We start from the raw sequence: 23215 nt of genomic DNA, 5'->3' as shown, positions 1-23215 counted from the left end.
CATTGCCCGGGCACCCGGGACTTCTGATTGCACGTCAATTCCGGGTGAATGCCGTCCGGCCCATTTCAGCAACGAGATCGGCAATGAGAAAGGTCACGCACCACGCGACCACTATGCCCGTACGAGCTCCACCATGCCCCCTTAAAAGGGCGGCAGAGGCGTCATATGGGGCATTGCGAAGTCTCCACACGATGCGAACACGCGAACGTGGGGGCGGGCGTTCGCCGGTAAGCATGATCGAAGAGGAGAGGCCTTCAATTGACTCGCAGCGACGAGCCATGATGACGGGGCGCGAGCGACCTGCCGCAGACCGTTACCGCGCCTCCGGTCGATATCCCCTGCTGGTCCGGAGAGTTGAGTCCCCGACTTCAAGGAGAAGAATCCCCATGGACATCCTCACTCATCTGCTTGCCCATGTCCTGCACCTCGTGGGTTGGCTCGTCTGACAGGCCTCACCCCCAAGGCGCCGCCCGTCCCTGTCCCGGGACGGGCGGCGCCTTCGTGTCCGCGGCTACTTCTCCAGCTCCCGCCGTGACGTCTCCGGCAGCGTCAGATAGACGAGGCACGACACCAGGCACAGCCCGGCCACGTACCAGGGGAAGAGATCGGCGTGGCCGGCCTGCTTGAACCAGGTGCCGACATAGGGGGCCGTGCCGCCGAAGAGAGCGACGGTGAGCGAGTACGGGAAACCGATGCCGGCGGCGCGTACCCGCGCGGGGAACACCTCGGCGTTCACGGCCGCGGCGATCGAGGTGTATCCGGTGAGCAGCACCATGCCTGCGCACTGCACCAGCAGCAGCGAGACGAACGTGTCGGTGACCAGGTGCAGCAGCGGAACGGCCAGGACAGCGAAGCCCAGGGAGAAGCCGAGCAGCAGCGGTTTGCGGCCGATGCGGTCCGAGAGCAGCCCGCCGAGCGGCTGGAGCAGCGCGAAGAAGACGAGCGAGAGGGTCCCGACGGTGAGCGCCTCGCCCTTGTCGAAGCCCGCGTTGACCTGCGCGTAGGTGGGCAGGTAGGTGGTCCAGGTGTAGTACGCGATGGTGCCGCCCGCAGTGATACCGCAGATCAGCAGCGACTGGCGAGGGTGGCGGCGCAGCGCTTCGAAGAGGCCGGGGCGATCGGCCGCCCGCTCTTCGTTCGGGGTCTCCCCTGCTCGAACGGAGTCGAGAGCTTGGGGAAGGGTCTCCTGGGCGCCGCGCCGGATCCACAATCCCAGCAGGCTCAGCAGTGCGCCGATCAGGAAGGCCACCCGCCAGCCCCACTGCCCCATCTGCTGCTCGGTGAGCAGCGCCGCGAGCAGCGCCGCGGTCCCGGACGCCAGCAACTGGCCGGCGGTGGTGGACACGTACTGGAAGCTGGAGAACAGCCCGCGCCGGCCGGGCCCCGCCGATTCGACGAGGAAGGTCGTGGAGGCGGCGAACTCCCCGCCCACCGACAGGCCCTGGACCAGGCGGGCGAGGACCAGCACGAACGGGGCGAGGACGCCGGTCGTCGCATAGGTGGGGGTGAGCGCGACCAGCAGGCTGCCGCCGCCCATCAGCAGGATGGTGAGGGTCAGTGCGGTCCGCCGGCCGCGGCGGTCGGCGATCGCACCCATCAGCAGTCCGCCGACCGGCCGCATGAAGAAGCCGACCGCGAAGACCGCGAACGTCGAGAGCAGCGGAACCAGGGAGTTGCCGGCGCCCTTCGGGAAGACCTGCTCGGCGAAGTAGACCGCGAGGAAGGAATACGCGTACCAGTCGTACCACTCCACGGCGTTGCCGATGGAGGCGGCGGCCAGCTGCCGCAGCCGCGACGGGGAGCGGACGCCGCCGGGCGCCCGGTCCTTGGCTATGTGTTCGGCGTTCGACATGGTCCTCCGCTCCCGGTTCTTCTCCTCGCCCTGCTGCGGTGATCATGTCCCGCGTAAGCGGTCGGCCGCCAGGGGTTGGTGTGGCCGAAAGGAGAAGGCAACGTGCGCGTAGCACTGTTCGTCGCCTGTCCCGACGACGTGCTCCCCGGACGGGGCAGGCGTGGCCGAGGGGCGCGGACGGGAGCCGGCCGACGCGGTGGCGCTCGCGGCGCCCAAGACGTGCGAGCTGACCGGGTTCGGGGGCCGCGGCCGGCAGGCCGGGCCGGGGATACCGGCCGGGAAGGGCTGCGACAGGTGTGCGACCCCGCTGTCAGTGGGGATTCCTACACTGATCGGGATGCCCTTCGCACAGGCGGTGCGGGGGCGCGCGCCCGGGGGGAGGGAGCAGCAGATGGTGCTGCGGCAGGACTTACCACCACAGCGTTCCGGTGCGGCCGACCGCGCGCCCGTGACGGACCCCGGCCCGCCGCCCGACGCCGCCCCGCGGGCCCTGGCGCCGGCCCGGCTGCTGCCGTGGCTGGGGCGGCTGGGTGTGCCGGCCGCCGCGTTCGCCGTGTTTCAGGCGCTGTTGGGGATCCTGCCGCAGAATCTCGCGGGCGAGGCGGCGCGCTACTGCGTGGCGGCGACCGCCGGGGGCGGCGTCGGCGCCGTGGTGTGGCTGGCGGCGGCCCTGCTGCGGGCCCGCGCCGCGACCGCCTCCGCCGTACCACCCGCCCCCGTGCCGGTGCCCGCCGGTTCGCTGCCGGAGCTGGTGGACGGCACCTACCAGGCGCTCCGGCGCGGTCTCACGGTGATCGAGGTGCCCGGCCGCGGACCGCTCACCGGCTGGCCGCACTCCCTCGCGGAGAGCGAACCGCCGGTGCATCCGACGGCGTTCGGCACGGCGTACGGGCTGCATCTGCTGCTGGACATCGCGCCGTGCGACGGCCGAATACGGGCCGGTGAGGTGGCCGAGACACTGTGGCGGCTGCGGCTTCCCGGCGGCGGGTGGGCCGCCCGTTCCCAGGGCAGCGGGGCGCGCCCCGAGGTGTCCGCGATCGTGCTGGGTGCGCTGGCACGGGCCGGTGCCGATCCACGGCTGCTGGAGGCCGAAATACGCTCCTGCGAGGTGCTGTGGGACCCCGACCATGACGCGTCGGGGCTGGCGAACACCTATGTGGTCACCAATGTGCTGCGGGGGCTGCTGCGGGCGGCGCCCGGGGCCGCCGCGCTGGGCGGACTACGGGAGGTGCTGGTCAATGGCGCCACGGCCGATCCGGCGCGCGGCCACCACCGCTGCTGGGGCGCGGCACTGGCAACCGGCCACGGCAATCCGGCCCCGTCCGCGGTGCACACCGCGCGGGCGGTGGTGGCGCTGGACCGGGCCGCACGGGTTCTGGGCGAGGACGAACGGCAGCGTGCGGTGCGCGAGGAGGGGCTGCGCTGGCTGCTTGCCGGCCCGGCGGCGCCAGGGGGCGGCGCGTCCGATCTGCTGAACTGCCAGGAGGAGGTACGGCGGCCGGTGCAGGAGGATCCACTGCATCAAGAGCTGCTGTCCGTACGGCACTTCGCGGCCGCGTGGGTGGCCCGCGCGCTGATGACGGACGGTGCCCGGCAGGTGGCGGCCGAGGAGGTGGGACTGCCGGTGTGGGAGGCGCAGCTGACCGCCGCTGTGGCGCGGGTGCACGGTATGCAGCAGGGCGGGGTGTGGCGGTGGGACGACGGGCCCATGGGCCATCCGGTGTGGATGGCGTATCAGGGCCTGTCGGTGCTGCGGCGGTACGCCCTGATGGTCTACCGGCCGTGAGGCGGCCCGGGTGCCGAGGGATGGGGTGCTGTCCTGGGTCGGTTCGGGAGGCGGGTGCGGGCCGGGAGGTCGGCGAAGGGGAGGCGGAGATGCAGGTCGAGGAGGCCCGGCGGCTGCTGGTGGAAGGGCTGGGCGCGGGGCCGGAGCCGCCGTCGCCCGAGTCGGCGCGCCGGGTGACCGCCCAGCTGGCGCACCCCGGCACGCTCGGTCCGCTGGTGCGCCGATTATCCGTCGGCGATCTGGAGCTCGCGGAGTGCGTCCGGCTGTCGTACCGCCATGTGCTGGGCTTCGACAAGCTGTTGCTGCTGCCCGGTGCTCCCGGGTTCATGCTGCGGATCCATTTCTGGCACGGCGCGGCCGGCGCCGTCTCCGAGGACATCCACAATCACCGCTGTGCGATCGCCTCGGCGGTGGTCCGCGGCCGGGTGCGGATGGAGTGCTACGAGCCGGCCGCGGACGGCGTGCCCGCGGTCGCCTACCGGGAGACCATCGACGGCCCCGGCGGGGCCTGGCGCCTGCGGCGGGTCGGCGACGCACGGCTGCGGCTGCTGCACACCGAGCAGTACGGCGCCGGACGGAGCTATGGCCTGGCCGCCCGTACGCTGCACCGGGTGGTGAGCGAGGAGCCGACGGTGACGCTGTTCCTGGAGACCGCCCCACAGCGATCGGTGACCGATGTCTATGTCAGGAGCCGCGGCCGTGCCGGGGACTGCGGCTCCGTCAGGAACAGCGGCGGTGATCCGGGCCGGACCGGCGGCACCGGCCAGGTCACCGGCACCGGCCGGACCGGCGAGGCGAGGGCCGGCGGTGCGGTCAGGGCCGGCGCCGCCGAACGCGCGGATCCACCGCCCAAGACTCCGCTGCCGCCGGCCGTCTACCTTGCTGAACTCGACGCTCTGGCAGCGTCTTTGGGCTATTGAAAGGGGGCAGGCCCGGGTGCCCGAAGCGGGCCGTCATGGCGCGGAGCCCGGCGGCGTCCAGCCGGCCGCCGAGCGCCTGCCGGATCACCGTGAGGTTGTATGCGTCCACCCCGGCCTCGGCCAGCTCGGCGGGCCGCACCCACCGGTAGGCCTGGTCCGGGCTGGGCAGGACGACATCCAGCGTGAGCGGGCGGACGACGAAGTTCTCCTGATGGTTGTGGACGCGGCGGCCCCGGTAGTCGCTGAGGAAGCTGGTCGAGCCGGTGTGCGCGACGATGGTGCCGAGCAGCCCGGTCTCCTCCTTCAACTCCCGCAGGGCACCGCTCTCGGCGGACTCCCCACGATCGAGCTTCCCGCACGGCACCCCCCAGGCGCCGGGCAGAAATCGCTCGCGGTAACTACGGCGCACGATCAGCACACGGGCGTGGTGCACCACCACCGCCGCGGCCAGATAAGTGTCGGCTGCAATCTGGTTCATCGGACTTCTCGCAATCCGAAGAGACGGGCCTCAGGCCCGTGGCGGACGTCCACCGTACCGGCGATGAATCACCGACGGACCGGTTCCGGAGCACCTGACACCCAGGGTCCCGGACTCCCGGACTCCCGGGCTCCCGAGGAGCGGCGGCACAAGCCGCTACCCCCGCAACTCCTCCAGACGTTCGAGGTCGTCGTGCGCCGACTCCCGCTCCTCTGCGGTGAGATGGACCGCGGCGGCCTCGGCGAGGACGGATGTCGCGGTCCCGTCGTCACCGAGGCGCCCGGCGACATCCGCACGGAGTACGAGGAGGCGGAGCAGCTGCACGGGCGTGGGTCGCTCGTCCGCCGTGTGCAGCACTCGGTCGATGATCTTCGCGGCGCCCGCGGGGTCGTCCTTCGAGTCCGCGAGGAGGGACGCGTGGTGCAGGGCCCGGGAAAAGGTCTCCTTGGGCGCGGGCCGGTGGTGGTGGTCCTGGCTGGTCTGCTGCCCGATGCGCAGGCAGTTGCCGCCCGGATCGGTCACGAGGAACTGCCGCATGCCGTGCGAGGTGTCCTTCAGCGGCCCGATACGCGGCAGCCCGCGGGTCGGGATCCTTCCGTACGCCGCCTTGAGCCCGGTCCGGAAGTCCTCGTGCAACCCATCGATGTCATCGGTACGGATGTAGCAGGTGCTGTATGACTCCGCCGGGTCGTACCCCTTCATCCCGAAGAAGTGGAGCTGGATGCCGCCGCGCTGCACGACGGCGTACGGATTGGGGCTCTTCTGCTGGAAGGTCACCTCGAACCCGAGGACGGTGTAGAAGTCGAGAACGGGCTGGAGGGTCGGGCACGGCAGCATCGGAATGGTGTTCTCGGTCATGGTCGGGAGTCTAGTCAAAGTTGAGTAGTGGGGGCGAGGGATTTGCTGGTGGTGGAGACACCAGGTTCAGCACACACTGTCGGTCATCGCGCCCTGCCCGCAGGCTGGTTGCCATGACGCGACGCACCACCTTGATCACCGGCGCCACCCAGGGAATGGGCCGTGGCCTGGCACTCGATCTCGCCGCCCGCGGGGGCACCGTTCTGCTGCACGGCCGTGACCCTGCCCGTCTCGGGAAGGTGGCGGCCGAGGTACGCGCCGCCGCCCCCGGCTCCACCGTCCGTACCTACCTCGCGGATCTGGCCGACCTCGACCAGGTGTATGCGATGGCCGACCGGATCCGGGCGGCGGAGCCCCGGCTCGACGGGGTGATCAACAACGCCGTCGCGGGTGGCGGCACCGAGCCGCTCCGGCGCGAGGTGAGTCGGCAGGGACATGAGCTGCGGTTCGCCGTGAACCACCTCGCCCCGTACGCCCTCACCCGCGCGCTGCTGCCGCTGCTGACCGCCTCGGCGCCGGCCCGCGTGGTCAATGTCGCCTCGATCGGGCAGGAAGCCCTCGACTTCGACAACCTCATGCTGGAGCGGGACTACGAGGGGCTGCGCGCCTACTGCCGGAGCAAGCTCGCGCTGATCATGGCGACCTTTCACCTGGCCGCCGAGCTGACGGGGACCGGCGTCACGGTCAACACGCTGCATCCGGCCCATCTGATGGACACCGACGGAGTGCGCGCGTACGGGCTGACTCCGGTCACCGGCATCGAGGAGGGGGTGCGCCCGACCGTCCGACTTCTGCTCGATCCGGATCTCGCCACCACCACGGGCCGCTACTTCGACCAGTTCACCGACACCCGGGCACACGCTCAGGCCTACGACATCGACGCCAGGGAGCGCCTGATGCAGCTGACCCACACCCTCATTGACCGGCCGGCCGCCGGATAGCCGTCACCGTGCCTCATATGATCCGGCGCAGCAGCCGCTCCTTGGCCGTGGTGAAGGGCGGATAGACGGCCCGCACGGTGTCGGGGAAGAGCGGCTTGTCGAGAACGGCCCTGACGTTGCTGAACGTCTCGACCGAGTGCCGTCCGTGGTAGCGGCCGAGGCCGCTCTCGCCGACGCCGCCGAAGGGCAGCCCGGGGACGGTGAGATGGGCGTGCGGCAGCCCGAAGCCCACCGCACCGGAGGAGGTTTCGGTGAGCAGCCGCCGTCTGGTCCGCCTGTCGGTGGTGAAGGCGTAGAGGGCGAGTGGCTTGCCGTGGGCGTTGATGAAGGTGAGCGCGGAGTCCAGCTCGGGCATGCGCAGGGTCGGCAGGAGGGGGCCGAAGATCTCCTCGGCCATGACGGGGGCGTCCGGCGCGACATCGGCGAGCACCGTCGGGGCGATGTAGCGGGCGGCGCGGTCGTGTCGCGGGCGACGGTCCGTGCCGCCGCGTCGTTCGCGGTCGCCGCACCTCACCGGCCCAGACCGGCGGCCTTGATCGCCCGCCGGGCGAAGACGTCCTCACGGCGGTCCTCCATCTGCCGCAAGGCGTCTTTGCGGTCCCTCTTGGAGAGCCGGTCAAGGTAGGTATGACCGATGAGGTGATCCGTTTCGTGCTGGAGACACCGGGCGAAGTAACCCGTCCCCTCGATGACGAGAGGGTGACCGTCCTTGTCGAATCCGCGGACGACAGCACGGTCGGTGCGCGGAACCGCCATGGTGGCACCGGGCACGGACAGACAGCCCTCGAAGTCGTCAATGAGCCGGCGGCTCCCTGGATCGGGCAGCTCCAGCACCGGGTTGATGAGGTGGCCGACGTGCCGGACCCCGGTGTCGTCCGGGCAGTCATACACGAACAGCCGCAGATCGACGCCGACTTGATTGGCCGCCAGGCCCGCACCGTCGGCCACATACATGGTGCGGAACATGTCGTCGATCAACGCCGACAGCTCCGGGGTTCCGAACGCGGTCACCTCCCGGCACCGACGGCCCAGCACCTCCTCCCCCACCACCGTGACCCGGCGTACCGATCCCCGTTCCGCCTCCGCCGGCAGAGCCGGATACGAGTCAACCGGCCGGCCGTGCAACCGCACCCGCCGGTCGACGGGACGGGACCGCTCGTGACGAACAGACATGGCTGTCTCCCCTTTTGCGCACGCCACAGATGCCGCGGAGGTCACCACGACGGAATACCGGCAGCATGGGCTGCCGCTTGCCAACTCCTTTGCAAAGTAGCAGACTTTGCAAAGTGACCGAAGATGACCTCAACGCCCCGGACGAGCGGACAGCCGGTACCGACGGCGCCTTGCGCGAGCACGAAGTCCGCACCGCCCTCTTGGACCTGCTCGCCGAAGTCGGCACGGTCACGGCGACCGAAGCCGCCTCCCGGCTGGGCTACAGCTCCGGTCTCTGCTCCTTTCACCTGCGGCAGCTCGCACGGCACGGATACGTCGAGGAGGCCCCCCACAGCGGGGGCCGTGCACGCCCCTGGCGCCTGCGGCAGCACGCCCCCGCTGCCGACGGCCCCATGCAGGAGCAGTTCGGCGATCTGGCCCGGGGGCTGGAGGACGAGAGCTGGCAGCGGTGGCTGGCCCAGCGGGAGGAGGCGCCGCCCGCATGGCGCCACGACGAGGCCTTCAGCGCCGTCACCTACCTGACACCCGAGGAGATGAGCCGGGTCGCGGACGTGATCCGGCGGGCGCTCACGCCCTACCAGGACCGCGAACAGCGCCCCCTGGCCCGGCCCGACGGCGCTCTACCGGTGGCCCTCATCACGCGGCTGTTCCCGCTGCTTCCCCACCCGGAAGACGGCGCGGACCAGGACTGAGGAGTCGCCGACCGTCCCGCTGGGGCGACCGGCCCGTCCGCACGGGGCCCGAAGGGGAACGCGGCGACCGGCAAGAGCCGGCGGGAAGCCGGAGCCGACACGGCTTCCCGCCGACGATGGAGTGCGGCGGCCACCCCGACCAATGAACTGGCCGCCGCGCCTTCGACCTTACCCGTGGGTCACTTACGGGGTCATCACTTGCTCGGCGACCGGGGTGAGGTATGCGTCACGCCGTACCAGCGCCGCATAGCGCCCGTCCGCGGCGAGCAGCTCGTCATGGGTGCCGCGCTCGGCGATCCGGCCGGCGTCCAGCACGACGATCTGGTCGGCGTCGCGGACCGTGGACAGGCGGTGCGCGATGGTGAGGGTGGTGCGGCCCGCGGACAGCTCGTCGATGGCCTGCTGTACGGCGTGTTCGGTGCGGGTGTCCAGGGCGCTGGTCGCCTCGTCCAGGACGAGGACCGGCGGGTCGCGCAGGATGGTGCGGGCGATCGCGAGGCGCTGTTTCTCGCCGCCGGAGAAGCGGTAGCCGCGCTCGCCGACGAGGGTGTCGTAGCCATCGGGGAGGGCGGCGATGTGGTCGTGGATCTGGGCGGCCCTGGCGGCGCGTTCGATCTCCTCGTCGGTGGCGTCCGGTTTGGCGAAGCGGAGGTTGTCGGCGACCGAGGCGTGGAAGAGGTAGGTCTCCTGGGAGACCACGCCGACCGAGCGCGCGAGGGTGTCGAAGTCGAGGTCGCGGACGTCCGCGCCGTCGAGGGTGACCCGGCCGCCGGTCACGTCGTAGAGCCGTGGCACGAGATAGCTCAAGGTGCTCTTGCCGCTGCCGGTCGGGCCGACGATGGCGAGGCTGCCGCCGGCGGGCACGGTCAGATCGATGCCGTCGAGGGTGGCGGCGGCCTCGGGGTCGTAGCGGAACGTCACGTTCTCGAAGCGCACTTCGCCCCGCGGGGCCGGGATACGGACCGGCTCGGCGGGCTCGGTGATGGCGACCGGCAGATCGAGGTATTCGAAGATGCGCTGGAAGAGCGCGAGTGAGGTCTGTATCTGCACGCCGGTGGACAGCAGCGAGACGGTGGGACGCAGCAGGCCCTGCTGGAGCGAGACGAAGGCGACCAGGGTGCCGAGGGAGAAGACCGGGCCGCCGAACTGGAGGACCAGACCGGCCGCCCAGTAGATCAGCGCGGGCATGGCCGCCATGACGATCCCGATGGTGGCCATCCGCCAGCGGCCGGCCATGTTGGCGCGGACCTCCAGGTCGACCAGTCGCTCGGATTCGCCGGCGAAGGTGCGGGTGAGGGAGTCGGCGCGGCCCATCGTGCGGCCGAGCAGGATGCCGCTGACCGAGAGGGACTCGGTGACCATCGCGGACATGGCGGCCATCTGCTTCTGCCGCTGGGTGGTGATCTTCTTGCGTTCGTTGCCGACCCGGCGGCTGATCCAGACGAACAGCGGAAGCAGCAGCAGCGAGACGACGGTCAGCCGCCAGTCGAGGGCGAGCATGGCGCAGACGGTGGCGAGGACGGAGGTCAGGTTGGAGACCAGGGAGGTGGCGGTGGAGGTGACCGTCGCCTGCATGCCGCCGATGTCATTGGCGATCCGGGACTGGACCTCGCCGGTGCGGGTGCGGGTGAAGAAGGCCAGCGGCATCCGCTGGAGCTTGGCGTAGACCGCGGTGCGCAGATCGTGCATCACCCGCTGGCCGACGGTGGTGGACAGCAGGGTCTGAAGCACACCGAACACGCTGGTGGTGACGGCGGTGACGATCATGCCGAGGGCGAGCAGGGTGAGCAGTCCGGTGCGCCGGCCGGGGATCGCCACGTCCAGGATCTCGCGGAGGAGGAACGGGGAGGCGACCGAGACCAGGGAGGAGGCGCCGACGAGCAGGCCGACGAGGGCGAGCCGGGCGCGGTAGGGACGGAAGAGCGCGAGGATCCGCCGCAGCGGGACCGGCTTTCCCGGGTCCTTGGGCGGTGGGGTCCACTGGGGTTCGTCGCTGCGCATGGGCTCCTTCGAGGGGGTGCGGAAGACAGGTGGGTGCGGACGGGCGCACAAGCATCGTGGAGCTTAGCTCATTGTTACCTAAGCTCACAATGAATAAGGTCCTGCTGTCCGCTATCCTCGCGGTATGCCCTCCCCCGAGCCGACGGTCAGCACCACCAACCTCGCCGAGCAGCTGGTACGGCTGACCCGCCGGATGCACCGCGCCCAGAAGCACCATCTGGAGCACCTGGACCTCGCCTTCACCCCTGCGCAGTCCCGGCTGCTGCGGATCGTCGGCCACTACGGCGACACCCCGCCACGGATGGCCGACCTCGCCGAGCGCCTGGAGGTCGTCCCCCGCGCGGTGACCACGCTGGTGGACGCGCTGGAGGACCGTGGCGCGGTGCGCCGGGTACCCGATCCGGCCAGCCGGCGGGTGATCCGGATCGAGCTGACCGACACCGGCCGGTCCACACTCCGGGTGTTGCGCAGCGCCCGGCGGGCCGCGGCGGAGGAGATCCTGGCACCGCTCACCGCCGAGCAGCGCGAGGTGCTCGGCGGACTGCTGTCCACCCTGGTCGACGGGCCGGGGGCCGCGCAGTGAGCCAGGGCCGGTCCGGTAGTGCGCGCTGCCGGACCGGCCCTGACACCCAGTCAACCGGAGGAGTGCCGCCATGCCCCTGCTGGAGCCGGACCCACAGACCCTGCGGCCCACCGCCCCCGGCGGCCCGGCCCCTGACCGGGTGGCCGGCCCGCGGGCGTCCGGCACCCCCGAGCCGCTGCGCGGTGACCTGATCGCGCTGCTCGGTGCGGACAAGGTGCTCCACTCGCTCTCCGACCTGGTCCGCTATGCCTCCGACGCCAGCCCGTACCGCTTCGTACCGCAGGTCGTGGTGGTGGCCGAGGACCTCGACGACATCTCCGCGGTCTTCTCCTACGCGCACGGCAAGGGCCGCAAGGTCGTCTTCCGGGCTGCCGGGACCTCGCTCAACGGGCAGGCGCAGGGCGAGGACATCCTCGTCGACGTACGCCGCCACTGGACCGGCATCGAGGTCCTCGACGGCGGGGCCCGCGCCCGCATCCGGCCGGGCACCACCGTGCTGCGCGCCAACACCACGCTGGCCCGCTACGGCCGGCTGCTCGGGCCCGATCCGGCCAGCGCCGTGGCCTGCACGCTGGGCGGCGTGGTCGCCAACAACGCCTCCGGGATGACGGCCGGCACCACCCGCAACTCCTACCGGACGCTGGCCTCGGCCACCCTCGTGCTGCCCTCGGGCACCATCGTCGACACCGCGGAACCGGATGCCGACGCGGAGCTGGCGCACGCCGAACCGGCGCTGTGCGCGGGCCTGATGGCGCTGAAGGCGGAAATCGAGGCCGATCCGGAACTGGTGGCCAGGATCCGCGCCAAGTACGAGATCAAGAACACCAACGGCTACCGCCTGGACGCCTTCCTCGACGGCGCGACACCCGTGGAGATCCTGCGCGGCCTGATCGTCGGCTCCGAGGGCACCCTCGGCTTCCTGGCCGAGACCGTCTTCGACACCCTGCCGCTGGACCGGTGCACCTCCAGCGCGCTGCTGTTCTTCCCGACGCTCGGTGCCGCGGCCGCGGCCGTACCGCGGTTCAACGCGGCGGGCGCACGGGCCGTGGAGCTGATGGACGGCAACACGCTGCGCGCCTCGGTGCGCGTGGCCGGGGTGCCCGCCGACTGGGCGGCGCTGCCCAAGGAGACCACCGCACTGCTGGTGGAGTTCCGGGCGCCCGACGAGGCGGGCCAGGAGGCGTACGAACGGGCCGCGGCGCGGGTGCTGACGGAACTGGAGCTGGTCGCGCCGGTCCCGTCCGTCACCAATGCCTTCACCCGGGACGCGGGGGCGATCGGCGGCTACTGGAAGGCCCGCAAGGCGTTCGTGACGGCGGTGGGCGGCTCCCGGCCGCCCGGGACGACGCTGATCACCGAGGACTTCGCGGTGCCGCCGGCCCGGCTCGCCGAGGCCGGTACGGCCCTGCTGGAACTCCAGTCCCGGCACGGCTTCGACGCGGCCGTGGCGGGCCACGCCGCACACGGCAATCTGCACTTCCTGCTCGCCTTCGACGCCTCGAAGGCGGCCGAGGTGGCGCGCTACGCCGCCTTCATGGATGAGTTCTGCCGGCTGACCGTGGAGCGCTTCGACGGATCGCTGAAGGCCGAGCACGCCACCGGCCGGAACATCGCGCCGTTCCTGGAACTCGAATGGGGCCCCCGGGCAACGGAGTTGATGTGGCGGATCAAGGAGACCGTGGACCCGCACGGCATCCTGGCGCCACGCGTCCTGCTCGACCGCGACCCGCGGGCGCATCTGCGCGGCCTGAAGACCCTCCCCCGGATCGAGGCCCGCGCCGACCCGTGCATCGAATGCGGTTTCTGCGAACCGGCCTGCCCCAGCGGGGACCTGACCACCACACCCCGCCAACGGATCGTGCTGCGCCGCGAGATGCTGCGCCAGCCGGCCGGCTCCCCCGTCACCACCGCGCTGCTCGGCGCCTACGGCTATGACGCCGTGGACACCTGCGCCGGCGACTCGGTCTGCCAACTGGCCTGCCCGGTGGGGATCGACACCGGCGCGCTGATGAAGGACTTCCGGCACCTGCGGCACACTCCGCGCGAGGAGTGGATCGCCGCGCAGTCCGCCCGGCGGTTCAAGGCCGTCGAGCAGGCGGCGCGGCTGGCGGTGGCCGCCGCCGGCCGGATCGGCGGCCGGCTGCTGCGGCCGGTGACCGGCGCCGCCCGTAAGGCCGTACGCCCCGACCTGGTGCCCGAGTGGCTGCCGCGGATGCCCGGTGCGGCGCCCCGTACGCGTCCGGTGACCCGGCGGGCGGGCGCGGTCGCGGTCTACTACCCGGCGTGTGTGAACCGGATCTTCGGGCCGCCCGCCGGGTTCCCCGGGCTGTCGCTGCCCGAGGCGGTGGTGACGGTGTCGCGGCGGGCGGGCCGGCCGGTGTGGATCCCGCCGGACGTGGCCGGGACCTGCTGCGCCACGATCTGGCACTCCAAGGGGTACCGGCGCGGCACCGAGGTGATGGCCAACCGCATCGTCGAGGCGGCCTGGGGGTGGACCGCGGGCGGCCGGCTGCCGCTGGTGGTGGACGCCTCCTCGTGCACCCTGGGCCTCGCCCATGAGGTCGTGCCGTATCTGACGCCCGGCAATCGTGCGCTGCACGAGGAGCTGACCGTCGTCGACTCGGTCGTCTGGGCCGCCGAGGAGCTGCTGCCCCGTCTGGAGACGGTGCGCACGGTCGGGTCGGCGGTGCTCCATCCGACCTGCGCCATGCAGCACTTGGGCGACGCGTCACAGCTGCGCCGGGTCGCCGAGGCCTGTGCGCGGGAGGTCGTGGTGCCGGACGACGTGGGCTGCTGTGCGTTCGCCGGGGACCGCGGGATGCTGCACCGGGAGCTGACCGAGTCGGCCACCGCGAAGGAGGCGGCCGAGGTGACCGCCCGGCACTTCGACGCGCATCTGTCGGCGAACCGGATGTGCGAGGTCGGGATGGACCATGCGACGGCGGGCCGGGGCTATCACTCGGTCCTTCAGGCTCTGGAGCTGGCCACCCGGCCCGCTTGAGGTGTCGCCGGGCGGCGTCCGGCCCGCATCCGCCGGAGCGGCGGGTCCGCCCGGCGGATGCGGGAGTGGGGGTCAGCGAGCGATGTGCAGCGCCACCGCTCCCCTGGCGGGGACCGAGAGCCGTGCCTTGCCGTCCTCGCCCACGGTGACCGTGTGGCCGTCGCACGAAGACGGTGCGGCCGCCACGACATTGCAGTAGGTACCGGCGGGCAGCGAGGTCGCGAAGGTCTGCTTCAGCTCCCCGGCACCGTTGTTGAGGGCGACGAACCCCTTGCCGTCCCGGCCGAAGGCAATCGCGCTGCCGCCGTTGTCCCACCAGTCGGTCAGCTTCGCCGACCCCACCGCGTTGCGGAAACCGACCATCCCGGTGACCGCCCGCTTGGCGTGCTGACGGGTCCAGCCGTTGTTGCCGCTGGGCGGTCCGGCGTCCTTGTCGGACCACTCGTAGCCGGAGTAGACGTTCGGCGACCCATAGGGCGAGGCGAGCATGAACACATTGGCGAGCGTGTAGGCCGCGCCGTCCTTGTAGGTGAGCGTCGAACCGTTGCGCTCGGTGTCCCAGTTGTCGACGAAGGTACGGGCCTTGTCGCTGTCGAGCTTGCCGTCCGCGACGGACTTGAGCTGGGCGAGGCTGCCACCCTGGAAGGCGCTCTTGAGGTGGTGGCCGTAACGGAACTCGTCGACGTCGCCGTTGCCCGTGTACTCCTCGGGCTGCACCGCCTCACCGGCGCCGTGGATGACTTCCTGCACCCAGTAACCCGGGTCGCGCATCTTGCTCTTGACGGCGGCGAGGTCGGCGGCGGAGATGTGCTTGGCGGCGTCCACCCGGAAGCCGTCCACGCCCAGTGACCGCAGGTCGTCGAGGTACTTGGCGATGGTGGTGCGGACGTAGTCACGGCCGGTGTCGAGGTCGGCGAGGCCCACCAGTTCGCAGGTCTGGACGTCATTGCGGTCGCCGTAGTCGGAGATGCTCTTGCGGCAGCCGTGGAAGTCCTGGTCCTGGTAGGTGCCGGGGTAGTCGTACTTGGTGTACTTGGTGCCGCCGGTGCCCGTACCGGAGCCGGCCGCCATGTGGTTGATGACGGCGTCGGCGACGACCTTCACGCCCGCGCCGTGACAGGCACTGACCATCGAGGCGAACGCGGCCCGGTTGCCCAGCCGTCCGGCAATCCTGTAGCTGACGGGCTGGTAGGAGGTCCACCACTGGTTGCCCTGGATGTGCTCGGAGGCGGGTGAGACCTCGACATAGCCGTAGCCGGCCGGACCGAGTTCATCGGTGCAGGCCTTGGCGACGTCCGCGTACTTCCACTCGAACAGCGTGGCGGTGACGGTCTTTTCGCCGGGCGGGGTGGCCTGGGAGGACCACGGCGCGAAGGTGGCGAGGCCGGCCGCGGCCAGCACGCCGGCCAGCGCCCCGCCCAGCACACGGGAACGTTGCTGCATCTTGCGGCTCCTTGGTCATGGGGCGCGGCAGCGCGCACCGCGCCCACGAGAGCAGCCACGCGCCGGGCCGCCGTGGGGGGGTTTCCGTACCGGAGCCTGCCGTTTGCCTTGTGGACACGTCAAGGCTTTCTGCAAGGCTTTTCAGTGCCTTGCGAAAGGTAGTGGCGGCGGCGCGTCCGGCCTTGCCGTGATGGATCCGCTATTGCGGCAAAGAGTCCAAGCGTGCCGTAACAAGAGTCCAATCGGCCCTCTTGTGCCTCAGGCCGACGGCCGACAGGGTCCTGACCGAGGTTCACGTATGCCCCGGCACCCCACCGCTCCTGGAGGACCGATGAACGAGGCACCATCGCAGAACCACGACCCCAACGAGGCCGGGCCGAGCCGCCGTTCGGTCCTGTGGACCGCCGGTGCGGCGGGCGCTGGACTGGGGCTCGGCGGCCTGTCGGCCGGACCGGCCGCGGCGGCCGCACCCGGCGCGGCCGCCGCCGCGGCCCCCCGCGCCACCGGCAGGACGATGATCGGAGTGCCCTTCGAGCGGCGCAGCACCGTACGCGTCGGCATCATCGGCCTCGGCAACCGGGGCGGCAGCATGATCGACCTCTTCCTGGCGGTGCCGGGCGTCCGCGTCGTCGCCCTGTGCGACCCGGTGAAGGAGAAGACCGCCAAGGCCGCCAAGAAGGTCACCGACGCGGGGCAGCCGGCGCCTGCCGTCTACACCAAGGGCGACCATGACTTCGAGAACCTCTGCAAGCGGGGCGACATCGACTTCGTCTACGCGGCCACGCCCTGGGACTGGCACTTCGACATGGCGAAGACCGCGATGCTCAACGGCAAACACGTAGGCGTGGAATGCCCCCTGGCACTGCGGCTGGACCAGCTGTGGGAGCTGGTCGATCTCTCCGAGCGCACCCGCAGACACTGTATGCAGCTGGAGAACTGCTGTTACGGCAAGAACGAGATGCGGGTGCTGCGGATGGCCCATGCGGGCCTGTTCGGTGATCTGCTGCACGGCGCCGGCGCGTACAACCACGATCTGCGCGGCCTGATGTTCGACCCCAAGTACTACGAGGGGCCCTGGCGCCGGCTGTGGCACACCCGGCTGCGCGGTGACCTCTACCCCAACCACGGGTTCGGTCCGGTCGCCAACTACATGGACATCAATCGCGGCGACCGCGCCGTACGCATCTCCAGCTTCGGCACCCCCGCGCTCGGTCTCGCCGCCTACCGCAAGGAGCACATGCCGGCGAACGACCCCAGCTGGAAGGAGTCGTACATCGAGAGCGACCGGACGATCAGCCTCGTCCAGACCGCCAAGGGGCGGGTGATCCGGCTGGAGCACGACGTCTCCACCCCGCACCCCTACAGCCGGATCAACAGCCTCGGCGGCACCAAGGGCGTCTTCGAGGACTATCCGGAGCGGATCTATATCGAGCCGGACCAGAGCAACGACGAGTGGGGCGACTTCAGCAAGTACGCGGAGTGGGACCACTGGCTGTGGAAGGAGCACGCCAACCCGCCCGGCGGGCACGGCGGCATGGACTACATGCTGGTCTTCCGGCTGATGCAGTGCATGCGGCTGGGCCTCGTACCGGACTTCGACGTCTATGACGCGGCGACCTGGACCGCTCCGGTGCCGTTGAGCGATCTGTCGATCAAGGCCAAGGGCGCGCCACAGGAGATTCCCGACTTCACCCGCGGGCTGTGGAAGAAGGCCCGGCCGGGGATGGATTCGAAGAAGCCGGAGGAGTAGGAGGGAGCGCTCCGGGGCCCGGCGGGCGGTGGTGGCACGCCGGCCGGGCCCGGCCCCGCGCCCCAGCTTCGTACGCCTCGTACGTCCCGTGCGCCCCGATACGCCGCTCAGGACCGCTCAGACCGCTCAGGCCGCGAGGTGCGCCTTGTCCCCCATGACGATGACGGGGTGCCGCGCCGGGTCGAGGGCGCGCAGCAAGGCCCGCATCCCGGCCTTCGGGACGCTGACGCAGGCGGATGTGCCGCTGCCGTGGTCCAGATGCAGCCAGACCCCGCCGCCCTTGGACTGCCCCTCCGGCCGGGTCGGGTCCAGCGGGGAGGTCCCCTTGACGCGGTTGTAGTTGATCGCGACGACGTAGTCGAAGTCGTGGCGGGTGTTCTTGGACCAGTACGACGGCGGGGTGAACGCCGAGGAGTGGGTGTAGGGCAGCTTGGCGCCGGGGTCCGGGAGCACACCGCCCGCATCGGTCAGCGGGAACACGCCCACGGGGCTGCGCTTGTCCCCCTCGTGATGATTCACCGTCCAGCCGCGCCGGCCGTTGTGCCCGTCCCAACTCGCCTTGCGGTCCCAGCCATTGGCGCCCTTGTCGTAGAGGACGACGGTGGCGTCGGCGGAGTTCACGCCCGCGCCGTAGACCGCCACCACCTGCCGGGAGGCGGCCGGGATCCGGGACCGCAGGGCCGTACCGGCCTCGGGGATGTTCTTGAGGTGCGTGGTGGACGACCCGCCGCGGGCCGGGCCGCCGGGGCGCTCCCCCTTCGCCGCACCGTCGTCCTTGCCGCCACCGTCCCGGCCGCCGCCCGCACCGCCGCAGCCCGCCAGAAGAACCAGCCCCGCCGCGGCCACCGCCGCCGTCCGTATCGCACTGCCCGCTGTCCGCATGGCCCCATGGTCGCACCCCGCATCCGACGGCCGGTCAGCGCTCGCCCGCCGCCCGCCGCACACCAGCCACCAGCCACCAGCCACCAGCCACCGCACGATTGTCCGAATCATGTGGTCACAGCGGAAAAACCGTTTGAAATCCGCCCAGTCCGCGGGCCAATCTTCCAGAACCTCCACCGACGACGCGACATGCGCGGAGGGGCATTTCGCCTGCCGGGACGGCCAGCTGCCGCCCCTTCACCACGACTCCGGCTGGGACCCCATGCACCTTCGTGACCTTCCGCACCCCGACCCGGGCGTCCCGGACGTCCGTACGGGCGGCACCTTCCTCCGGTGGCTCTGCCGCCGACAGCTCGGCGGCCAGCTCAAGGCCCTGGCCTGGGGGCTGGTGAACATCGGCGCCATCGCCGCTTCCCCGCTGCCGGTGGGCCTCGCCGTGCAGGCCGTGGTGGACCGCGACGGCGGGCGGCTCCTCCTGGCCGGCGGCCTGATCCTGGTCCTGGGCGCGCTGATCGCGGCCGGCGACACCATGCTGCACCGCGCGGCCGTCACCAACTGGATCACCGCCGTGGCCCGGATGCAGCAACTGCTCGCCCGCAAGACCACGGAACTGGGCTCGGTCATGACCCGGCGGGTGGCGGCCGGCGAGATCGTCACCGTCAGCACCGGCGACCTGGAGAAGATCGGCTGGTTCGTCGAGGCCCTCTCCCGGTTCGCCGCGGCGGCCCTGACCACCATCGGTGTCTCCGTCGCCCTGGCCTTCTACCAGCCGGAACTGGGCATCCTGGTGGCCGTCGCGGTACCCGTACTCGCGCTGGCCGTCCTGCCGCTGCTGCCGCCCGCCACCCGGCGCGCCGATGCCCAGCGCGAGAAGGCCGGCCAGGCCACCGAGCTGGCCTCCGACACCGTCGCCGGGCTGCGCGTGCTGCGCGGCATCGGCGGCGAGGAACTCTTCCTCGGCCGCTACCGCAGCGCCTCCCAAGAGGTACGCAAGGCCGCCGTCCGCAGCGCCCGGATGTGGGCCCTGATCTCGGCCCTCCAAGTACTGCTGCCGGGCCTGCTGCTCATCGCGGTGGTCTCGTACGGCGCCCGGCTCGCCCTCGACGGCACCATCGCGGTCGGCGATCTCGTCACCCTCTACAGCGCGGTCACCTTCCTGCTCTTCCCGCTGCGCCGCTTCGAAGAGATCGCCCAGGCCTACTCCTTCGCCAAACCCTCCGCGAAGCGCACGGCCCGCGTCCTGTCCCAGCACCGCCCGGCCGGCGGACGGACCGAGGACCACGGGACGCCGCCCACCGGCGCGCTGCACGACCCGGTCAGCGGTCTGACCGCCCCGGCCGGCCGGCTGACCGCGGTGGTCTGTGGCGACCCCGACGCCGCGGGCCGGCTCGCCGAACGCCTCGGCGGACACCCGCCGCAGGACGGCGAGGACGGTGAGGACGCCGCCGGTCTGTCCGTCGTCCTCGGCGGCACCCCGCTGGACGACCTGCCACGGGACACCGCCCGCCGGGCCGTACTCGTCCAGGACAAGGACCCCATGCTGCTCTCCGGCACCCTCGGCGAGCTGCTGGACGTCCCGGCCTCCGGACGGGTGGGCGCGGCGGACGCGCTGGCCGCGGCCCAGTGCGGCGATGTGCTGACCGCGCTGGCACAGGCCTCGGTCGACGACTCGGGCGACCCGATGCGCACCTATATCACCGAGCGCGGGCGGTCGTTGTCCGGCGGGCAGCGACAGCGGCTGGCACTGGCCCGGTCGCTGGTCACCGACCCGGAGGTGCTGGTGCTCGACGAGCCGACCAGCGCCGTCGACGCCCACACCGAGGCCCGGATCGCCGACGGTCTGCGGACGATCAGGACCGGCCGGACGACGGTCGTGTTCACCTCCAGCCCGCTCCTCCTGGACCGGGCCGAACAGGTGGTGTTCCTCCAGGAGGGCAAGGCCGTCGCCACGGCCGGCCACCGCGAACTGCTGCGCAGCCACCCCGCCTACCGCGCGGTCGTCACCCGCGAAACGGACCCCGAGCCGGCGCTGTCGACCGGCCAGATCGAGGAGACCGCATGATCGGCCTGGCGCCCCCGGAACACGATCCGAACGCCCCGCAGACCCTCACGACCCTCCCCGTCGGCTCACCGGCCACCGTCCGCAGCTACGTCCGCGGTCTGATCCGCCGTCACCGCACGGCGTTCACGGTGCTGATCGCCGTCAACGCGGCCGCGGTGATCGCCTCCATGGCCGGCCCGTATCTGCTCGGCGGCATCGTCGAGGACCTGTCCGCGGGCGCCCGCGATCTCCCACTGGGGCGCACGGTCGCGGTGTTCGCCGTCGCGCTGGCCGCCCAGACGGTGTTCGTCCGTATGGTCCGGCTGCGCGGGGCGATGCTCGGCGAGCGGATGCTGGCGGATCTGCGGGAGGACTTCCTCGTACGGTCGGTGGCGCTGCCGCCGGGCGTACTGGAGCGGGCCGGCACCGGCGATCTGCTGTCGCGGATCACCACGGACATCGACCGGCTCTCCAGCGCGATGCGCGAGGCCGTACCGCAGCTGGCCATCGGCGTGGTGTGGGTGGCGCTGCTGATCGGCGGGCTGACCGTGACCGCACCGCCGCTGGCCCTGTCCGTACTGATCGCGCTGCCGCTGCTGACCGTCGGCTGCCGCTGGTACTACAAGCGGGCGCCGGGCGCCTACCGTTCGGAGGCCGCCGGGTACGCCGCGGTGTCCGCCGTGCTCACCGAGTCCGTGGACGCGGGGCGTACGGTCGAGGCCCACCGGCTGGGCGCCCGCCGGATCGCGCTGTCGGAGCGCCGCATCTGGGAATGGACCCAGTGGGAGCGCTACACGCTCTATCTGCGCTCGGTGCTCTTCCCCGTCATCGATCTGGCGCATGTGCTGCTCCTGGCCTCGGTGTTGCTGCTCGGCGGCGCGTTCGTCCTGGAGGGCTGGATCAGTCCCGGGCAGCTGACGACGGGGGCGCTGCTGGCGCAGATGATGATCGATCCGGTCGGCATCATCGTGCGCTGGTACGACGAGCTCCAGGAGGCCCAGGTGTCCATCGCGCGCCTCGTCGGCGTCCGGGAGATCGCCCCGGAGGCCACCGACGCGGACCGGCACCCGGACGGCCGGGAGGTCCACGCCGACGGGGTGAGCTTCGGCTACCGTGCGGACGTCGATGTGCTGCGCGAGGTCTCGCTGCGGGTCCGCCCGGGGAGCCGGCTGGCGCTGGTCGGTCCGTCCGGCGCCGGCAAATCGACGCTGGGCCGGCTGCTGGCCGGTATCTACGGGCCCCGCGTCGGCAGTGTCACCCTGGGCGGCGCCGAGCTCTCCAGGATGCCGGCCGAGCGGCTCCGCGAGCAGGTGGCGCTGGTCAACCAGGAGCACCATGTCTTCGTCGGCTCGCTCCGAGACAACCTCCTGCTGGCACGCACCGGAGCGGCCGATGCCGAACTGTGGGCCGCGCTCGGCGCGGTGGACGCCGACGACTGGGCACGGACCCTGGACCAGGGGCTGGACACCGAGGTCGGCTCGGGCGGACACGCCCTGACTCCCGCCCAGGCCCAACAGATCGCGCTGGCCCGGCTGGTACTGGCCGATCCGCACACCCTGGTGCTGGACGAGGCGACCTCCCTGCTCGACCCACGGGCGGCCCGCCATCTGGAGCGCTCACTGGGAAGAGTGCTGGACGGCCGCACCGTAGTGGCCATTGCGCACCGCCTGCACACCGCACATGACGCCGATGTGATCGCGGTCGTCGAGGAGGGCCGGATCAGCGAACTGGGCAGCCACGACGAACTGGTCGCCGCCGACGGTGCGTACGCGGCACTCTGGCGGTCCTGGCACGGCTGATGTGGGGCCCGGCCGTTGCCTCCGTACGGGGCGGACGGTACGGAACGGCGGCGCAGACCTTGAAGTCCGCGCCGCCGTTCCGGTGTGCGGGATGACGAGTCAGCCGGCGGAGCCGCCGCGCATGGCCTTGCGCAGATCACTCGTCTGCTGCGCCAGCGTCTTCAGGTCGATCTTTTTGAGGGAAGGCGTGGACGCCGTGCCCACGCCGACCACGTCACCGACCGAGGTGCTGTCGGCCCAGACGCACAGGGGGACGTAGTTGCCCCCGCCCTGGGCGACCCCGCAGCGCAGAACGGCTCCCTTGGCGTCGGGGTCCTGGAGAGCGAAGTCCTTCGGCGCGACGGCCATCGAGTTCGGGCCGAAGGCCGCCTTCACCCGCTGCGCGGGGTCGGACACCGTACCCGTACCGGTGTGGACGCCGAGGGTGACCGAGGGCTTGTCCTGCGGGCGGTAGACCGCGTCGGTCTGGGTCAGGCCCTTCATCTCCGGGTACAGCTCGGGCTTCCGCTTCTCCGGCGGGTACATCTGCGCGGTGGTCTTCGCGTCATAGCGGAGTTCCGCCGAACCCGACTTCACCACCTTGGGGGTGGTCAGCCCCTTGGGCTTCTCCCCGTCGCCCTGTCCCTGGCTCTGCCCCTGGCCCTGGCCCTGGCTCTGTCCCCGTTCCTGGTTCTGCTCCCCGCCCTGACTCTGCTCCTGCCCCTTACGCGCCTCCGTGTCGTCCCCGCCACCGAGCTGCGACCACGCCAGGTAGCCGCCCCCGGCGAGCAGCACGACGGCGACCAGGACGAGGGTGAGGATCAGTCCGGTGCGGCGCCGGGGAGGCGGCGGAGGCTGCGGCGCGAAGCCCGGGCCCCCACCCTGGCCCGGCAGTCCGGCCGGCGGCGTCTGGCCGTTCTGCGGCGCAACCGGTGCGCCGGGGTAGGACGGCAGCGGGGCGCCATATCCGGATGGTGGTGTCTGCGGCGGCTGGTGGGTCACAGTTGTCGGTTCCCTCGTCATCGGTTGCAGGAGC

Annotated in this window: 17 protein-coding genes and 1 pseudogene; 9 read left to right on the top strand and 9 right to left on the bottom strand. The window is 71.6% G+C overall.

The window, feature by feature from the left end; genetic code table 11:
- Positions 1 to 511: 511 nt before the first annotated feature.
- The gene (locus TU31_RS22710; protein WP_042157744.1) at positions 512 to 1852 is read right to left on the bottom strand and encodes an MFS transporter; all 1341 of its coding nucleotides are present in this window, start codon (positions 1850 to 1852) and stop codon (positions 512 to 514) included.
- Positions 1853 to 2189: 337 nt separating this feature from the next.
- Between TU31_RS22710 and TU31_RS39200 the strand changes: the two genes are divergently transcribed.
- Complete coding sequence (locus tag TU31_RS39200; RefSeq protein WP_245698636.1) at positions 2190 to 3638, top strand: hypothetical protein; 1449 nt, start codon at positions 2190 to 2192, stop codon at positions 3636 to 3638.
- 89 nt (positions 3639 to 3727) lie between these two features.
- On the top strand, positions 3728 to 4558 hold the full coding sequence (locus tag TU31_RS22700; protein WP_052719012.1) for a hypothetical protein: 831 nt from the start codon (positions 3728 to 3730) through the stop codon (positions 4556 to 4558).
- Here the strand turns inward: TU31_RS22700 and TU31_RS37015 are convergent.
- The gene (locus TU31_RS37015) at positions 4452 to 5036 is read right to left on the bottom strand and encodes an NUDIX hydrolase (RefSeq protein ID WP_042157742.1); all 585 of its coding nucleotides are present in this window, start codon (positions 5034 to 5036) and stop codon (positions 4452 to 4454) included. The genes TU31_RS22700 and TU31_RS37015 overlap by 107 nt on opposite strands.
- Positions 5037 to 5192: 156 nt before the next feature.
- A complete protein-coding gene (locus tag TU31_RS22690; protein WP_042157740.1) occupies positions 5193 to 5894 on the bottom strand; it encodes a bleomycin resistance protein in 702 nt (233 codons plus the stop codon).
- Positions 5895 to 6007: 113 nt separating this feature from the next.
- On the opposite strand from TU31_RS22690, the gene TU31_RS22685 reads away from it, so the two are divergent.
- On the top strand, positions 6008 to 6835 hold the full coding sequence (locus TU31_RS22685; protein WP_042157738.1) for an SDR family NAD(P)-dependent oxidoreductase: 828 nt from the start codon (positions 6008 to 6010) through the stop codon (positions 6833 to 6835).
- Positions 6836 to 6848: 13 nt separating this feature from the next.
- Here the strand turns inward: TU31_RS22685 and TU31_RS22680 are convergent.
- A pseudogene (locus TU31_RS22680) lies at positions 6849 to 7322 on the bottom strand (aldehyde dehydrogenase family protein); the annotation flags it as partial.
- 23 nt (positions 7323 to 7345) lie between these two features.
- Positions 7346 to 8008, bottom strand: a complete 663-nt coding sequence (def, locus tag TU31_RS22675; RefSeq protein WP_042157735.1) for a peptide deformylase — start codon at positions 8006 to 8008, stop codon at positions 7346 to 7348.
- A 113-nt stretch (positions 8009 to 8121) separates the two neighbouring features.
- On the opposite strand from def, the gene TU31_RS22670 reads away from it, so the two are divergent.
- A complete protein-coding gene (locus tag TU31_RS22670) occupies positions 8122 to 8700 on the top strand; it encodes a winged helix-turn-helix domain-containing protein (protein ID WP_042157733.1) in 579 nt (192 codons plus the stop codon).
- A gap of 183 nt (positions 8701 to 8883) precedes the next feature.
- Here TU31_RS22670 and TU31_RS22665 read toward each other — a convergent pair whose 3' ends face one another.
- Positions 8884 to 10701 carry an ABC transporter ATP-binding protein gene (locus tag TU31_RS22665; RefSeq protein ID WP_042157730.1) on the bottom strand — a complete coding sequence of 606 codons (1818 nt, stop codon included), beginning with the start codon at positions 10699 to 10701 and terminating at the stop codon, positions 8884 to 8886.
- A gap of 124 nt (positions 10702 to 10825) precedes the next feature.
- Between TU31_RS22665 and TU31_RS22660 the strand changes: the two genes are divergently transcribed.
- Positions 10826 to 11284: a MarR family winged helix-turn-helix transcriptional regulator gene (locus TU31_RS22660; RefSeq protein WP_042157728.1), complete on the top strand. Its 459-nt coding sequence runs from the start codon at positions 10826 to 10828 to the stop codon at positions 11282 to 11284.
- Positions 11285 to 11354: 70 nt separating this feature from the next.
- On the top strand, positions 11355 to 14285 hold the full coding sequence (locus tag TU31_RS22655) for an FAD-binding and (Fe-S)-binding domain-containing protein (RefSeq protein ID WP_042157725.1): 2931 nt from the start codon (positions 11355 to 11357) through the stop codon (positions 14283 to 14285).
- A 72-nt stretch (positions 14286 to 14357) separates the two neighbouring features.
- Here the strand turns inward: TU31_RS22655 and TU31_RS22650 are convergent, their stop codons facing one another.
- Entirely contained in the window at positions 14358 to 15728 is a 1371-nt protein-coding gene (locus TU31_RS22650) for an alpha-amylase (RefSeq protein WP_042157723.1), read from the bottom strand.
- A gap of 331 nt (positions 15729 to 16059) precedes the next feature.
- Between TU31_RS22650 and TU31_RS22645 the strand changes: the two genes are divergently transcribed.
- Positions 16060 to 17478, top strand: a complete 1419-nt coding sequence (locus tag TU31_RS22645; protein WP_042157721.1) for a Gfo/Idh/MocA family protein — start codon at positions 16060 to 16062, stop codon at positions 17476 to 17478.
- A 126-nt stretch (positions 17479 to 17604) separates the two neighbouring features.
- Here TU31_RS22645 and TU31_RS22640 read toward each other — a convergent pair whose 3' ends face one another.
- A complete protein-coding gene (locus TU31_RS22640; RefSeq protein WP_042157719.1) occupies positions 17605 to 18360 on the bottom strand; it encodes a lipoprotein in 756 nt (251 codons plus the stop codon).
- Between the two features lie 262 nt (positions 18361 to 18622).
- Between TU31_RS22640 and TU31_RS22635 the strand changes: the two genes are divergently transcribed.
- Together TU31_RS22635 and TU31_RS22630 are read left to right on the top strand one after the other, a co-directional pair.
- Positions 18623 to 20422, top strand: a complete 1800-nt coding sequence (locus TU31_RS22635) for an ABC transporter transmembrane domain-containing protein (protein WP_042157716.1) — start codon at positions 18623 to 18625, stop codon at positions 20420 to 20422.
- On the top strand, positions 20419 to 22200 hold the full coding sequence (locus tag TU31_RS22630) for an ABC transporter ATP-binding protein (protein WP_042157713.1): 1782 nt from the start codon (positions 20419 to 20421) through the stop codon (positions 22198 to 22200). Before TU31_RS22635 ends, TU31_RS22630 begins: the two co-directional genes overlap by 4 nt.
- 99 nt (positions 22201 to 22299) lie before the next feature.
- Here TU31_RS22630 and TU31_RS38740 read toward each other — a convergent pair whose 3' ends face one another.
- The gene (locus tag TU31_RS38740; RefSeq protein ID WP_042157711.1) at positions 22300 to 23181 is read right to left on the bottom strand and encodes a hypothetical protein; all 882 of its coding nucleotides are present in this window, start codon (positions 23179 to 23181) and stop codon (positions 22300 to 22302) included.
- Between the last annotated feature and the right edge of the window lie 34 nt (positions 23182 to 23215).

Origin of the sequence: Streptomyces lydicamycinicus (assembly GCF_000829715.2) — a bacterium.
GTDB classification, from domain to species: Bacteria; Actinomycetota; Actinomycetes; order Streptomycetales; family Streptomycetaceae; genus Streptomyces; species Streptomyces lydicamycinicus.
Note: the sequence above shows the minus strand (reverse complement) of the source record. Positions and strands in the feature narration are given on the sequence as shown.

Excerpts from the sequence above, each read along its gene's own strand:
- TU31_RS22710 (WP_042157744.1), bottom strand. The coding sequence starts at position 1,852 with ATGTCGAACGCCGAACACATAGCCAAGGACCGGGCGCCCGGCGGCGTC.
- TU31_RS39200 (WP_245698636.1), top strand. The coding sequence starts at position 2,190 with ATGCCCTTCGCACAGGCGGTGCGGGGGCGCGCGCCCGGGGGGAGGGAG.
- TU31_RS22700 (WP_052719012.1), top strand. The coding sequence starts at position 3,728 with ATGCAGGTCGAGGAGGCCCGGCGGCTGCTGGTGGAAGGGCTGGGCGCG.
- TU31_RS37015 (WP_042157742.1), bottom strand. The coding sequence starts at position 5,036 with ATGAACCAGATTGCAGCCGACACTTATCTGGCCGCGGCGGTGGTGGTG.
- TU31_RS22690 (WP_042157740.1), bottom strand. The coding sequence starts at position 5,894 with ATGACCGAGAACACCATTCCGATGCTGCCGTGCCCGACCCTCCAGCCC.
- TU31_RS22685 (WP_042157738.1), top strand. The coding sequence starts at position 6,008 with ATGACGCGACGCACCACCTTGATCACCGGCGCCACCCAGGGAATGGGC.
- def (WP_042157735.1), bottom strand. The coding sequence starts at position 8,008 with ATGTCTGTTCGTCACGAGCGGTCCCGTCCCGTCGACCGGCGGGTGCGG.
- TU31_RS22665 (WP_042157730.1), bottom strand. The coding sequence starts at position 10,701 with ATGCGCAGCGACGAACCCCAGTGGACCCCACCGCCCAAGGACCCGGGA.
- TU31_RS22660 (WP_042157728.1), top strand. The coding sequence starts at position 10,826 with ATGCCCTCCCCCGAGCCGACGGTCAGCACCACCAACCTCGCCGAGCAG.
- TU31_RS22655 (WP_042157725.1), top strand. The coding sequence starts at position 11,355 with ATGCCCCTGCTGGAGCCGGACCCACAGACCCTGCGGCCCACCGCCCCC.
- TU31_RS22650 (WP_042157723.1), bottom strand. The coding sequence starts at position 15,728 with ATGCAGCAACGTTCCCGTGTGCTGGGCGGGGCGCTGGCCGGCGTGCTG.
- TU31_RS22645 (WP_042157721.1), top strand. The coding sequence starts at position 16,060 with ATGAACGAGGCACCATCGCAGAACCACGACCCCAACGAGGCCGGGCCG.
- TU31_RS22640 (WP_042157719.1), bottom strand. The coding sequence starts at position 18,360 with ATGCGGACAGCGGGCAGTGCGATACGGACGGCGGCGGTGGCCGCGGCG.
- TU31_RS22635 (WP_042157716.1), top strand. The coding sequence starts at position 18,623 with ATGCACCTTCGTGACCTTCCGCACCCCGACCCGGGCGTCCCGGACGTC.
- TU31_RS22630 (WP_042157713.1), top strand. The coding sequence starts at position 20,419 with ATGATCGGCCTGGCGCCCCCGGAACACGATCCGAACGCCCCGCAGACC.